Below are 13,227 nucleotides of genomic sequence, written 5' to 3' on the forward strand. Positions count from 1 at the left end.
ACAGAAAGTGTGGGATTTATTATGAATTATAATGAAGCAATGTCCTATATTGAAAATACAGCTAAATTTGGTAGCAATTTAGGTACTGAAAGAACAGAAAAAATATTAGAATTGCTAGGAAATCCTCATAAAAAGTTAAAATGTATACATATTGCAGGAACAAATGGAAAAGGTTCTACTACTGCAATGATATCAAAAATACTTATAGAATCAGATTTTAAAGTTGGAATGTATACGTCTCCTTTTATAGAAGAATTTGAAGAAAGAATACAAATTAATGGAGAAAATATTCCAAAATGTGATTTGGCAAAAACAGTTACTAAAGTATCTAAAGCAGTAGAAAAAGTAATAGAATTAGGATATGAGCATCCAACAGAGTTTGAAATAATAACTTGTGTTATGTTTCTATATTATTATGAGTCAAAAGTAGACTATGCAGTTATAGAAGTAGGTCTTGGTGGAAGAATGGATTCCACTAATGTTATAACTCCTTTAGTAAGTGTAATAACATCTATAAGCTATGATCATATGCAAATACTAGGTGATACTATTGGTAAAATTGCTTTTGAAAAAGGCGGAATAATAAAAGAAAATGTTCCTGTTGTATTATACCCACAAGAAAAAGAAGCGGAAGAAGTAATTAAAAAAATATGTGAAGAGAAAAATAGCTACTTAACATTAGTAAGTAGGGATTCCGTAAAATATATTGATAAAGATCTATCCAATGAATACTATCAAAATTTTACAGTACAAACTGAACAAAACAAATATGAAGTGCAGCTTTCCTTATTAGGAACTCATCAAATATTAAACTGTTCAGTAGTATTGCATACTATTGATGAACTAATAAAACAGGGAATTAATATTAATAAAGAACATATTTATAAGGCATTAAAAGAAGTAAAATGGGCTGGAAGATTAGAAATCATGAAGAAAAATCCATTAGTAGTGTTAGATGGAGCACATAATATAGATGGAATTACTAATCTTAAAAACAGCGTGGAAAGATATTTTAAGTACAATAAGATGGTTTTAATACTGGGAATACTTGCAGATAAGCAGGTTGAAGATATGGTAAGGACTATAACTCCTATGGCAGATAAAGTTATAGCTGTTACTCCTCATAGTTATAGGGCTGAAAATTCCAATATCTTAATGGAAGTAATTAAAAAACACAATGAAAATTGTGAATCAATAGATGATTATGAAGAAGCTTATAGAAAAGCATTAAGTTATTGTAATAAAGATGATTTAGTTTTAATTTCAGGATCTCTTTATATGATTGGAGATATGAGAAAAATTGTGAGAAAACTTCTATAGAGTACAGAGTACAGAGCATAGAGTACAGAGTGGAATTTTTGCCTTGCAAAAATAATAAATCTGTAATCTGTGCTCTTTTATCTTTTATCTGTTAATAGCTTCTTCTAGTGCTTTTGAAAGTTGATCTGGACAAGAAGTCGCTTTATTTCCACAAGTTATTCCTTTTAATCTGTTAATAGCTTCATCTACTGGCATACCTTCTATAAGATTAGCTAGACCTTTTAGATTTCCGTTACATCCACCAGTAAAGTTAACTTTTCCTACTTTATTATTAATTATTTCAAAATCAATTTTTTTTGAACAAACGTCCTTTGGTTCATAACTATGCATTTATATTCCTCCCTTTGTTTTTTAGGAAAGTTCCTAAGTAATCCTTTTACTATATGATTATACTATATTTAATATGCAACTCAAAACTCAATATTAATTAATAAGATTTTATCTCACTTTTTTGACCCCTTACATATTATATCTGTGAGGAGGGGAATATTATGTGCTATTTATATATTTGTAACACATCTTCTGATTGTATATCTAAGGTAAATTTAAATAACTTTAGAGAGGAAAGCAAAATTACCTTAAACTCCGACAATTATAGGAAAGTGGGTCCTCACGGGATATGTAAATATGAAGACAATCTAATAACGGCAAATAGTTATGGCAACAGTATTTCTATTATAGATATGATAGAAAATAAAGAAATAACAAATCATTTTATTGGAATGCATTGTAATGATGTAGTTGTATATGAAAATAATGCATATATAATATGTGGAGAATTAAATAATGTAGTAGTGTTTGATTTGATAAAGGGTAAGCTATTAGAGGAAATACCTTGTGGAAATCTTCCACATAGTATAGTACTCAATAAGGAGAGAAAATTATTACTAATATGCAATATGGAAAATGACAATGTTACTTTAATTAATTGTGAAAATAGAGAAAGCATTAAAAATATTAAAGTAGGTTCTTATCCTACTAAAGCTATATTTAGTACAGATGGGCAATATATAATTGTTTGTGAAAGTAATTTGGGTTCAGATTTTAGGGGAAGTATTAGTATAATTTCTTTAAAAACATTAAGAGTTCTTTATAGAGTAGAAGTAGGTAATTCACCTGTAGATATTTTTTTAGAAAATCAACTTTGTTATGTTTCTAATTTTGGAGATGGTACTATAAGTGTTATTGATATAAATTATTATGAAGAAATAAAGAAATTAAATATAGGTGGCATGCCTAGGGGAATTGTTAAAGTTGGTAATAATATTTATGTAGGAGATAATTATAATAACCTTCTTATTCAGGTAGACAGCGAAAATGGAAGTAAAAAAAATATACCAATAGGTGGGGAGCCTACAGGTATGATATTGATTTAGTTTATTAGTATGTTTAATATTTTACTATAAATTTCTGAAGACTCATTTTTCCATTTAGTACAAAGATCTCGTGCTTGCTTATTAGAATCTACAGTAACTTTTAAATCAATTAATACTATATTATTTTCTACAGCTTTTAGATTTACAATGAATTTGTCTCTATGCTCAATTGTATAATCAGAAGTTATAGTAACCTCTCTTTTTATAATATTAATATTGTTAGTTAAATAATCATTTATAATATCAATTTTGTTATTTGAGAGCCTATTTTTAAATAGAGAGAGGACTTTTTTTCCTCTTTCTGTTATTTCTAATCTATGTCTATCTTTATCTTCGGTATACTTTAAAAAATTAGAGGAAATTAATTCAGATAAATATTGCTGTAGTGTAAAATAATTAATAAAATTATTTTCTAAAATAATTTGTGTAACTTGATTATTTGTTATAGGAATTTTAATTTTATCAAATATATAAAGCAGAAGAAGTTTATTTTCCGCTAAATCCAAAGTATCTTCAAACATCCTTTATCCTCCCTAGAAAATTAATTTAGACTATATTAATTTTAACTATTCATACTTTATTATAACATAAATTTTTTAAAATGAATAAAACGGTGAAATAAAAATACATGTTTATAAATATATGAGTAATAATTGATGTTAAAGGAAGCATATAAAAATTAGAGAGAAGATAAATATGGGGGTATTATTGTTGAATAAAAAAGTTTTTAGAAAATTAACTGGTGCAATATGTTTGCTTCTTATCAGTATTGTAACTTCTTTATTATTTAATAGCAAAAGTGTATTTTTTAACACCGATAGGAGTATTCCTATATACAGTGTAGGAACAGAAGAAAAAAATATAGCAATTACTTTTGATGTTAACTGGGGAAACAGTAATACAAAAAAAATACTAGATATTTTAGATAAGCATAATATAAAGGCAACATTTTTCCTTATAGGAAATTGGATTGATGATTATCCTGAAGAAGCTAAAGAAATATACAAAAGAGGACATGAAATAGGAAATCATTCTAATACTCACCCTGATATGACTAAGTTATCTAAGGAGTCAATTATAAGGGAAATAAGTACAGCAGATGCTAAGATAATGAAGATAACAGGTGAAAATTCAAAACTTTTTAGATTTCCTAGTGGTTCTTATAACTCTAATAGTGTAGATGTATTAAATAACAATGGATACTATTGTATACAATGGGATGCGGATAGCATAGATTGGAAGGCTCATGGATCAGATAAAGAATATGATAGAATAATGAAAAAAACACAACCTGGTTCTATTTTACTATTTCATAATGATGGTAAATATACGCCTGAAACTTTGCCAAGGATAATAGAGGCTTTAAAAGCTAAAGGTTATAAATTTGTTAAAGTCGGAGACTTAATCTACAAGGAAAATTATTATATAAATCATGAGGGAAAACAAATAAAAAAATAGATATATGTACAAGAAAGCTTAAATCTATTGAAGGAGAAGTATATATGTACTATAATGGAAATATAAGTAAAACATAATATAATTTATAAACAAAGGAAAAGGAAGGTGAATACACCATGGCTTATAGTAATTATAAAATTTGTTGTAGATTGTTATTAACATAAAAAAGTATAAAATATAGACTCCTGTTAAAAATATTGTTAAGATCCAAAAAAATAGGAGTTGATTATATGAGAAACATAGTTGTTTTTGATAATAATAGGGAATTTAAAACTTATTTAAAAAACCAATTAGAATTAATTAATATTGAATGTGTTATAAATGAATGTCCTAAGAAATTTTATGGATCCTGTGATTATGTAATAGTAAATAATGGGGAATATTTAGATGGATATAAAGAAAATCTTTCAGGAAAATATTTATTGATAAATATGGATATGTTAGGTGATTCCATAATTAATTTTAATGGTAATGTAGTTACTTATGGATTAGGTAATAGAAATACTGTAACAGTATCTAGTATGGAAAAAGGCAATGGAAGTTTTGTATATTGTCTTCAGAGAGCTTTAGCTGGGAATAACCTTTTAGTTATTCAACCAGAAGAAATTCCTATAAAAACATATTTTAAAGATAACTATGAATTGTATTCTTTTATGGTTACCATTACTATAGCTTTAATTGAGGGGATTAACAGCGATAGTATTAGAAAATATTTTAACCTAAGAATAAATAATTTACCAAAATAAGTATAATTTCGGTTTTATCTGAATAATTATATGATGTATAAATTATTTAAGATACTAAGGGAAAGAGGGGTTACAATGGACAATTTATTACAAAACAATAAGATCTGTTTAGAGGGAAAAGTGTGTTCTGAACTGGAATTCAGCCATGAAATGTATGGAGAGGGTTTTTATACTTTTCATATTGAGGTGCAAAGATTAAGCGAAATTAAGGACACTTTATTTGTTACAGTTTCAGAAAGACTTATTGGAAATATGGATATACAAGTAGGAACAGAACTAGTAATTGAAGGGCAATTAAGATCATACAATAAGTTTATAGATGGAGCTAATAGGTTAATATTAACTGTATTTGCTAGAAATATTGATTATTGTATTGAAAAAAGTAAAAATCCAAATCAAATATTCCTTAATGGTTTTATATGTAAGCAACCAGTTTATAGGACAACTCCTTTTGGAAGAGAGATAGCAGATTTGCTTCTTGCAGTAAATAGAGCATATAATAAATCAGATTATATTCCAACTATAGCATGGGGAAGGAATTCCAGGTTTTGCCAAGAATTAAAAGTAGGAGATAATATAAGAATTTGGGGAAGACTTCAAAGTAGAGAATATCAGAAGAAAGTTTCTGAAAATGAAAGTATTAAGAAAGTTGCATATGAAGTTTCAATTTCTAAGATGGAAAGGGTTTTGAAAGACGAAAATGATGAAGATATCAATGAAAATGTTTTTGAAGAAGTAAGTGGAGAAGAAATAAGGGAAAAAAATATTACTCAAGAAGATAATGTTGAGGAAGAAAAAGAATTAGTAACTACTGAATAATAGGTGGTAATTAATAAATAATAAAAATATGGTTGCTTTCTTAAATGAAAGTAACCATATTTTTATCTGTCATCTATACTCTGAAATTTACTATCTTAAGTCATCTAGTATTTGAGTTTTGTCTTTAGTCTTTTCATCTATATTTTTAATGATTTTAGCAGGAGTACCAGCTACCACAACTCCAGCAGGTACATCTTCTACTACAACAGAACCAGCAGCTACTACGGAGCCTTCTCCAATATGTACTCCCTCTAATATTACAGAATTAGCTCCTATGAGTACATTATCCTCTATAATGCAAGGATCTTTACTAGGTGGCTCTAATACTCCAGCAACTACTGCGCCAGCCCCAAGGTGAACCCTCTTACCAATTTTTCCTCTTGCTCCAACTACTGCGTTCATATCTATCATAGCGGCTTCGCCTATTTCAGCGCCTATATTTATTACAGCACCCATCATAATTACTGCATTTTTACCGATTTTTACTTTATCTCTTATAATAGCACCAGGTTCAATTCTTGCCTCTAAATTAAGAATATCTAGCATTGGTATAGCTGAATTTCTTCTATCATTTTCTAATCTGTATTTTTTAATTTTATCTTTATTAACATTTATAAAGTTTAATATTTCTTCTCCGTCCCCAAATAAAACATAGAAATTATTTTCTCCATAGGCCTCAATCTTGCCAAAATCTAATCCTTGTAAATTTCCGTCTACATAAGCTTTTACTGGTGTAGATTTTTTAGCATCTTTTATGTATCTGGCTAATTCATAAGGATCTGTTAAATTATAGTTCATAGTTAAGCCTCCCTTTAGTTTATATTTATAATATGTCACTTAATATTAAAATTATAATAAATAATAAAAATAAAGAAAAGGGAAATATTAATTTTAAATAATAAAATTATTGAAAATATATACTTATAAATTATATAATACTCATAATATAAAAAAATGTGATGAATTTTTTTAGAGGGGAGGATTATCCATATTATTTTTGGATAGAAATAAGCATGAGAGATAATTATATTTCAAATTATGTACAGAATATAGAGATATCAGGCATAAGAAAATTTTTTAATAAAGTTGTTCATTATCCACAAGCAATATCGTTAACACTAGGCCAACCAGATTTTCATGTACCTGAGAAAATTAAGAAGGTATTGATAAAATCTATTGAAGAAAATAGGACAGGATATACATCAAATATAGGAATTATAGAATTGAGGGAGGAAATAAGCAAGTATTTAGGTAGTTTTGATATAAACTTTAATGTAGATGAAATTTGTTTAACTGTGGGAGGTAGTGAAGCATTATTTAATACTTTCACAGCTCTATTAAATCCTGGAGATAAGGTATTAATTCCTTCACCTGGATATCCTGCTTACGAAAGCTGTTCTAAATTATTAGGAGCTATTCCTATAAGCTATAAGTTAGGAGAAGGTTTTAAATTAAATATAGAAGAAATAAAGAGAAAAATAGATGAAGAAAACCCAAAAATATTAGTATTATCTTTTCCGTCTAATCCAACAGGAGCTACGTTAACCAAGGAAGATAGAAATGAACTTTATAAAATAATAAAGGAAAGAGATATACTAGTTATAAGCGATGAAATATATAGTGCATTATGTTTTGAAGATAACTATTATTCTATATGTCAGTTTGAAGATATAAAGGATAAAATAATACTTGTAAGTGGTTTTTCCAAAATGTTTTCTATGACTGGATTAAGAATTGGATATGTATGTGCTACGGAAAGATATATGAAACATATAATGAAGGTACATCAATATAATACTAGTTGTGCGCCATCCATAGTACAATGGGGAGTGGTAGAAGGTTTAAGAAATTGCATGCCAGATGTAGAATATATGAAAAAAGAGTTTATAAAGAGAAGAGACTATGTATATGCTAGATTAACGGACTTAGGTTTTAAAGTGAATTTACCTAAAGGAGCTTTTTATATATTTCCATCTATTGAAAAGTTTAATATGACAAGTGATGAATTCTCAGAAAAACTATTAAAGGAAGGTAATGTAGCAGTAGTTCCAGGTTCAGCTTTTGGAAAGTATGGAGAAGGATATATTAGAATTTCCTATGCTTATAGTATGGAAGAGTTAAAAGAAGCTTTAGATAGAATTGAAGAATGGATTAAGAACAATTTCTAAGTATAAAAAAGAAAAAGTTAACTTTATATAACATAGGGAACAGATTGTAGAGTATAGATTGCTAAGTAATTTTTACAGTGAATGATAAAGGGTGTGGTATAATGAAAAACATTATACCACACCCTCCATCATTTATTTTAACTCATTAAACAAGTTTTTTATCTATGATCTATAATTATAATCTAAAAAATTTAATTGGTAATTTTTTAAAATTAATCGTTTATAACATTATTCATATTATAAAGACCAGCATTCTTGCCTTTCATAAACTGGCAGGCTTTAAGAGCTCCCATTGCAAAAACTTCTCTAGATAATGCAGTATGTTTTATTTCAATAGTTTCACCAGTGCCTGCAAATATTATTTCATGTTCTCCTACAATGGAGCCTCCTCGAACAGCATGAATTCCAATTTCAGTATCTTTTCTTTTGGAGTTACCAACTCTTCCATAGGTGAATTCAGTTTCTTCAGATATGGAATCTTTTATTGTATTGGCTAGAAGAAGAGCTGTACCACTTGGAGAGTCTACCTTTTGATTATGATGTTTTTCTATTATTTCAATATCAAAATCTCCATACAATTTATTGCTAATATTTTTTAAAATAGAATTTATGATATTAATTCCTATAGACATATTGGCAGATCTAAATATAGGAATTTCCTTTGATTTTTCATTAATTTTATTTATTTGTTCGTCAGAATATCCAGTAGTACAAAGTACTAAAGGTAACTTGTTTTCTATGCAGTATGACAGTAAGTCATCTAACATGTCTGGTCTTGAAAAATCTAGAACAACATCACTGTCTATTGAACATTCCTTTATAGCAGAAAAGATAGGATATGAATTATTAACATTTGTATTTTTATCTATTCCCGCAACTATATTAATATTATTAAAGGAAATTACCTTTTCTGTTATAACTTTACCCATTTTTCCGTTACAACCGCATAAAATTAATTTTAACATCTTGTACCTCCTGTTATTTTAGTTAATTACTTTAATAAACCATAATTTTTTAATTCCTGTTTAAGAACATTTAGATTTTTTTCTTCCATACTACATAATGGTAATCTAAGATTACCTACTTTCATTTCTAAAAGATTCATAGCAGTTTTTATAGGAATAGGATTTGTTTCTATAAATAATGAATTTGATAAAGCTAATGCATCCAATTGAATTTTTAAAGCTTCATTTATTTTACCATTCATATATGACTCACACATTTGATGAACTTCTTTAGGTATAATATTTGCTAATACAGATATAACACCAATGCCACCTAAAGATAAGATTGGAATTATTTGATCATCATTACCAGAATAAATATCAATTTTATCTCTTAAAAGAGCTTTAATTTCTGCTATTTGACTTATATTTCCAGAGGCTTCTTTAATACCAACAACATTATCACATATATCACATATTTTTACTAAAGTTTTAGGTAATAAGTTTAAACCAGTTCTACCTGGAACATTATATATGATAATTGGTGTATTTACTGCATCATTTATAGCCTTAAAATGCTCAACCAATCCTTTTTGTGTTGTTTTATTATAATATGGTGTTATAACTAAAAGTCCATCTACTCCAATGAATTCAGCCCATTCACTAAATTTTACTGCAGAAAGAGTACTGTTACTTCCTGTTCCAGCTATTACAGGTACTCTTTTGTTGATTTTTTCCACTGTGAATTTTATGGTTTCTTTTCTTTCTTCTTCTGACATTGTTGATGCTTCACCAGTAGTACCACATATGATTATAGCATCCGTATTATTTTGTACATGCCATTCTAAAAGTTCTCCTAGTTTATTAAAGTCAACACCTTGTTCATTAAAAGGAGTAATTATAGCTATACCTGAACCCTTAAATATACTCATGAAAAAACCTCTTTTCTAAAATAATTTTTATTAAATATTATCCTTACATATAATTAATCAAGAAGTATATTTCTTAAATGTTAATATTAGGATATTGTTTTTAAAAATGCATTTCGGGTAACTCATAATTTTTAGTAATGTGTATTAAAATTTCCTTACTATATTATATAACCCATATAATTAAAATTACATAGTTTTTTAATAAAAATAAAAAATATAAAATGTATGCATACTTATTCATTTTATTATGCATGTCAAATGAATAATTTTTTTAATAAATTAGAATATAAAAAATCTATTTTCAGAATAGTAGGAAAATTTTCTAAGTGACTGAGAAGCGGCAGTATATAAAGTTAATAATTGACAATGTGAAGAAACTGTGCTAATATAATTTAAACAAATGAAGGAAAATTCATTTTAAGTTGCTTAACTTTAATATTTCAATTTAAAATAAATATGTATTAATACCAACAATTTCAATAAAATGTTTGGAATAATATGCATAATTACATAATAATGAGAAATATAATTTATAATAGTAATATGAATTTAATATATTCTATTATGGGTTATTTTAAAGATAATAAATTTTTATTATTAACAAAGCCTTTATAAATAAAAAGGGGGAATTCAAGTGAAAAGTAAAAAAATGTTAGCAGCACTTTTAACTGCGACTATGTTATTGTCAACAGCGCTACTTGGCTGTGGTGGAAGCGGTGACAAGAAAGCTGCTGAAGGTGGAAAAGGTGACAATTCTATAGTGCTTATAGCTTCTGATGCAAAGACTTTGGATTCATCAATGGCTACAGACCAAATGTCACATAATGCAATGACTGCGGCATTTGAAGGTTTAACAAGATTAAATAAGGATAAACCTGAAAAGGGTATAGCTGAAAGTTGGGAGACTTCAAAAGATGGATTAAAATGGACTTTTAAGTTAAGAGACGCTAAATGGTCAGATGGAAAGCCAGTTACAGCAAAGGATTTTGAATATTCATGGAAAAGAATATTAAATCCTAAAACAAAGGCTCCATACGCTTCTTTTATGTTTGTATTAAAGAATGGTGAAAAATATTATAAAGGACAAGCAAAGCCTGAAGAAGTTGGAGTTAAAGCAAAAGATGATAAAACATTAGAGGTAGAATTAGAAAATCCAACTCCATATTTTTTACAGTTGACAGCATTTCCATTATTAGACCCACTAAGACAGGATATAGTTGAAGCTAGTGGAGACAAGTTTGGAACAGATCCTTCAAAAATGGTATTTAATGGGCCGTTTGTTATTGATAAGTGGGAAAGAGCATCAAAAATAATAGCTAGTAAGAACCCTAATTATTGGGATAAAGATACAGTTAAACTTGACAAAGTTACTTTCCAAGTAGCAGAAGAAATGCCAACAAGATATAACATGTTCATTAACAAACAGGTAGATGCAACAGCTATAGTTGGAGAATATGTTCAGAAAATGAAAGATGAAGCTAAGGCTGGAAAATATAATTACATTGAAGAAATAAATCCATCATCTTTCTATTTGATATTTAAGCAAAATGGTGAAAATGTAAATAAATTATTAACAAATCCTAAGATAAGACTTGCTATTTCTCTTGCTATAGATAGAGAAGCTTATGTTAATAAGGTTTATCAAAGAGGATTTGTATCAAATGGCTTAATTCCAGCAGCAGTGTATGCTGGAGATAAAGTATATAGAGATTTAGTTCCAGAACCATTAAAGGATATAAAGAAAGATCCTAAAGCTTTATTTATAGAAGGATTAAAAGAACTTAAATTAGATCCAGATCCATCAAAATATACTTTAAGATATTTACCACAAGGAAGTGCTACTTCTGACAGAGCTTATGCTGAATTCTTCCAGGCTCAATGGAAAGAAAAAATAGGATTTAATACAAAGCTAGACACAGCTGCTGATTTCTCAGATTATAATAATAAAACAGATAAGGGTGAATTTGAAATAGCTATGTCAGGATGGGGAGCAGATTATAATGACCCAATGGCATTTGTAGAATTATTTACAACAGGAAATGGAAATAATAACGGAAAATTCTCAAATAAGGAATATGATGAAATAGTTAAGAAAATACAAAAAGAAAGTAACATGGATAAGAGAATTGAATTATATAAGAGAGCTGAACAGATATTGGTTCTAGAACAGGCTGGAGTGGCACCAGTATTTTATAAAGACAAACGTTTCTTTACACAAAAATATGTAAATGGACTTCAAGTGCCATCATTTGGAGGATTATATGAATTAAAATGGACTTCAGTGAATGGAAAATAATAAAATAGAAGTTTAAATGTAAAGCTACAGCAGGGGTTCCCTGTTGTAGCCTTTATATAGCTTTAATAAGAAAATTAAAAAGTGGTATTTTATTTACATAATTTTTTATTTTTTTGGGTTATTTAGGAATAAATCATTTATAATAACTAATATACATAAAAAGTGCTTTAAGAAGGATATGTAGTTGCAGGAAGGAGGAAAAGAATGGTAAGATATATATCTAAAAGATTAGGATATATGTTACTTACATTATGGGTTGTAGTAACGGTTACATTTTTTTTAATGAGTAGTATGCCAGGAGATCCTATATCTTCTCAAGCAAAGCAATTGCCAAAAGAGGTACAACAGAGTTTGAGAGCAGAATATGGATTAGACAAGCCTGTTTCAGAAAGATATGTAGTATATTTAAAAAACTTAACAAAAGGAAATATGGGGGACTCTTTTGTAACGCCAGGTATATCTGCCAATAAATATATAAAGGAGAGGTTTCCGAATTCAGCAAGAGTTGGTCTTCAGGCTGTACTTTTTGGGTTAGCAATTGGACTAACACTAGGTATTATTGCTGGATTTAATAGAAATACAGGTATTGATTATTTTGTTATTTTTATTGCTATATTAGGTGTATCTGTCCCAAGCTTTGTGTTGGCAGCTTTGCTTCAACAAGGATTGGGTGGAAAAGGAGGATTGCCTATTGCAGGATGGTATAATAATGGTGATGGATTTATGAATAGTTTAAAATTCACAATTTTACCTACATTAGCTTTAAGCTTTTCAAGTATTGCTACCTATGCAAGGTATATGAAAACTTCTGTTTTAGATGTTATAAGCCAAGATTATATAACCACCGCTCAAGCTAAAGGAGTTTCAAGAATAGCTATTGCTTGGAAGCATATAATAAGAAATGCCATACTTCCAATTATTACTATATTGGGACCGCAAATTGCATCTATTATTACAGGATCTTTTGTAGTTGAGAAAATATTTGCTATTCCTGGTCTTGGAAGTGCAATGATCGATTCAATAACAACAAAGGATTATAACATGATTATGGGATTCACTATATTTTATTCATTTTTATATATAGTAGCTTTATTAATTGTTGATATATTATATACAGTAGTAGATCCTAGAATAAGATTATCAGGTGGTAAAAGGTAGGAGGGTAGCA

13 protein-coding genes are annotated in these 13,227 nt (G+C 28.1%); 8 read left to right on the forward strand and 5 right to left on the reverse strand.

All coding sequences use genetic code 11. The annotated features are described in order from the left end of the window. The first annotated feature begins 21 nt into the window (after positions 1-21). On the forward strand, positions 22-1,320 hold the full coding sequence (locus T514_RS0123030) for a bifunctional folylpolyglutamate synthase/dihydrofolate synthase (RefSeq protein WP_027626847.1): 1,299 nt from the start codon (positions 22-24) through the stop codon (positions 1,318-1,320). An 84-nt stretch (positions 1,321-1,404) separates the two neighbouring features. Here T514_RS0123030 and T514_RS0123035 read toward each other — a convergent pair whose 3' ends face one another. After that, positions 1,405-1,650 (reverse strand): TIGR03905 family TSCPD domain-containing protein, encoded by a 246-nt coding sequence (locus T514_RS0123035; protein WP_027626848.1) that lies wholly within the window; start codon positions 1,648-1,650, stop codon positions 1,405-1,407. 161 nt (positions 1,651-1,811) lie between these two features. Here T514_RS0123035 and T514_RS0123040 point away from each other — a divergent pair, with 161 nt between their 5' ends. Next, on the forward strand, positions 1,812-2,696 hold the full coding sequence (locus tag T514_RS0123040; protein WP_027626849.1) for a YncE family protein: 885 nt from the start codon (positions 1,812-1,814) through the stop codon (positions 2,694-2,696). Here the strand turns inward: T514_RS0123040 and T514_RS0123045 are convergent. Then, entirely contained in the window at positions 2,693-3,217 is a 525-nt protein-coding gene (locus T514_RS0123045) for a DUF4364 family protein (RefSeq protein ID WP_027626850.1), read from the reverse strand. The genes T514_RS0123040 and T514_RS0123045 overlap by 4 nt on opposite strands. A 190-nt stretch (positions 3,218-3,407) precedes the next feature. Here T514_RS0123045 and pdaB point away from each other — a divergent pair, with 190 nt between their 5' ends. From pdaB to T514_RS0123060, 3 genes are all read left to right on the forward strand, one after another. Next, positions 3,408-4,154, forward strand: a complete 747-nt coding sequence (pdaB, locus tag T514_RS0123050) for a polysaccharide deacetylase family sporulation protein PdaB (protein ID WP_341350176.1) — start codon at positions 3,408-3,410, stop codon at positions 4,152-4,154. A 230-nt stretch (positions 4,155-4,384) separates the two neighbouring features. Beyond that, complete coding sequence (locus tag T514_RS0123055; RefSeq protein ID WP_027626852.1) at positions 4,385-4,900, forward strand: hypothetical protein; 516 nt, start codon at positions 4,385-4,387, stop codon at positions 4,898-4,900. Positions 4,901-4,975: 75 nt separating this feature from the next. Further along, positions 4,976-5,719, forward strand: a complete 744-nt coding sequence (locus T514_RS0123060) for a single-stranded DNA-binding protein (RefSeq protein WP_027626853.1) — start codon at positions 4,976-4,978, stop codon at positions 5,717-5,719. Positions 5,720-5,809: 90 nt separating this feature from the next. Here the strand turns inward: T514_RS0123060 and dapD are convergent, their stop codons facing one another. After that, on the reverse strand, positions 5,810-6,517 hold the full coding sequence (gene dapD / locus T514_RS0123065) for a 2,3,4,5-tetrahydropyridine-2,6-dicarboxylate N-acetyltransferase (RefSeq protein WP_027626854.1): 708 nt from the start codon (positions 6,515-6,517) through the stop codon (positions 5,810-5,812). A 215-nt stretch (positions 6,518-6,732) separates the two neighbouring features. Here dapD and T514_RS0123070 point away from each other — a divergent pair, with 215 nt between their 5' ends. Next, a complete protein-coding gene (locus T514_RS0123070) occupies positions 6,733-7,887 on the forward strand; it encodes a pyridoxal phosphate-dependent aminotransferase (RefSeq protein WP_034870093.1) in 1,155 nt (384 codons plus the stop codon). 212 nt (positions 7,888-8,099) lie between these two features. On the opposite strand, the gene dapB is transcribed toward T514_RS0123070, so the two are convergent. After that, positions 8,100-8,852 carry a 4-hydroxy-tetrahydrodipicolinate reductase gene (dapB, locus tag T514_RS0123075; protein WP_027626856.1) on the reverse strand — a complete coding sequence of 251 codons (753 nt, stop codon included), beginning with the start codon at positions 8,850-8,852 and terminating at the stop codon, positions 8,100-8,102. Between the two features lie 26 nt (positions 8,853-8,878). Beyond that, on the reverse strand, positions 8,879-9,763 hold the full coding sequence (gene dapA, locus T514_RS0123080; protein WP_027626857.1) for a 4-hydroxy-tetrahydrodipicolinate synthase: 885 nt from the start codon (positions 9,761-9,763) through the stop codon (positions 8,879-8,881). Positions 9,764-10,397: 634 nt separating this feature from the next. Between dapA and T514_RS0123085 the strand changes: the two genes are divergently transcribed. Both T514_RS0123085 and T514_RS0123090 read left to right on the forward strand, forming a co-directional pair. After that, positions 10,398-12,059 (forward strand): peptide ABC transporter substrate-binding protein, encoded by a 1,662-nt coding sequence (locus T514_RS0123085; protein WP_027626858.1) that lies wholly within the window; start codon positions 10,398-10,400, stop codon positions 12,057-12,059. A gap of 204 nt (positions 12,060-12,263) precedes the next feature. Then, on the forward strand, positions 12,264-13,217 hold the full coding sequence (locus tag T514_RS0123090; RefSeq protein ID WP_027626859.1) for an ABC transporter permease: 954 nt from the start codon (positions 12,264-12,266) through the stop codon (positions 13,215-13,217). Positions 13,218-13,227 lie beyond the last annotated feature (10 nt).

The organism is Clostridium lundense DSM 17049 (genome assembly GCF_000619945.1).
Taxonomy (GTDB): Bacteria; Bacillota; Clostridia; order Clostridiales; family Clostridiaceae; genus Clostridium_AO; species Clostridium_AO lundense.

Coding starts and splice junctions, on each gene's coding strand:
- T514_RS0123030 (WP_027626847.1), top strand. CDS start 22: ATGAATTATAATGAAGCAATGTCCTATATTGAAAATACAGCTAAATTT.
- T514_RS0123035 (WP_027626848.1), bottom strand. CDS start 1,650: ATGCATAGTTATGAACCAAAGGACGTTTGTTCAAAAAAAATTGATTTT.
- T514_RS0123040 (WP_027626849.1), top strand. CDS start 1,812: ATGTGCTATTTATATATTTGTAACACATCTTCTGATTGTATATCTAAG.
- T514_RS0123045 (WP_027626850.1), bottom strand. CDS start 3,217: ATGTTTGAAGATACTTTGGATTTAGCGGAAAATAAACTTCTTCTGCTT.
- T514_RS0123055 (WP_027626852.1), top strand. CDS start 4,385: ATGAGAAACATAGTTGTTTTTGATAATAATAGGGAATTTAAAACTTAT.
- T514_RS0123060 (WP_027626853.1), top strand. CDS start 4,976: ATGGACAATTTATTACAAAACAATAAGATCTGTTTAGAGGGAAAAGTG.
- dapD (WP_027626854.1), bottom strand. CDS start 6,517: ATGAACTATAATTTAACAGATCCTTATGAATTAGCCAGATACATAAAA.
- T514_RS0123070 (WP_034870093.1), top strand. CDS start 6,733: ATGAGAGATAATTATATTTCAAATTATGTACAGAATATAGAGATATCA.
- dapB (WP_027626856.1), bottom strand. CDS start 8,852: ATGTTAAAATTAATTTTATGCGGTTGTAACGGAAAAATGGGTAAAGTT.
- dapA (WP_027626857.1), bottom strand. CDS start 9,763: ATGAGTATATTTAAGGGTTCAGGTATAGCTATAATTACTCCTTTTAAT.
- T514_RS0123090 (WP_027626859.1), top strand. CDS start 12,264: ATGGTAAGATATATATCTAAAAGATTAGGATATATGTTACTTACATTA.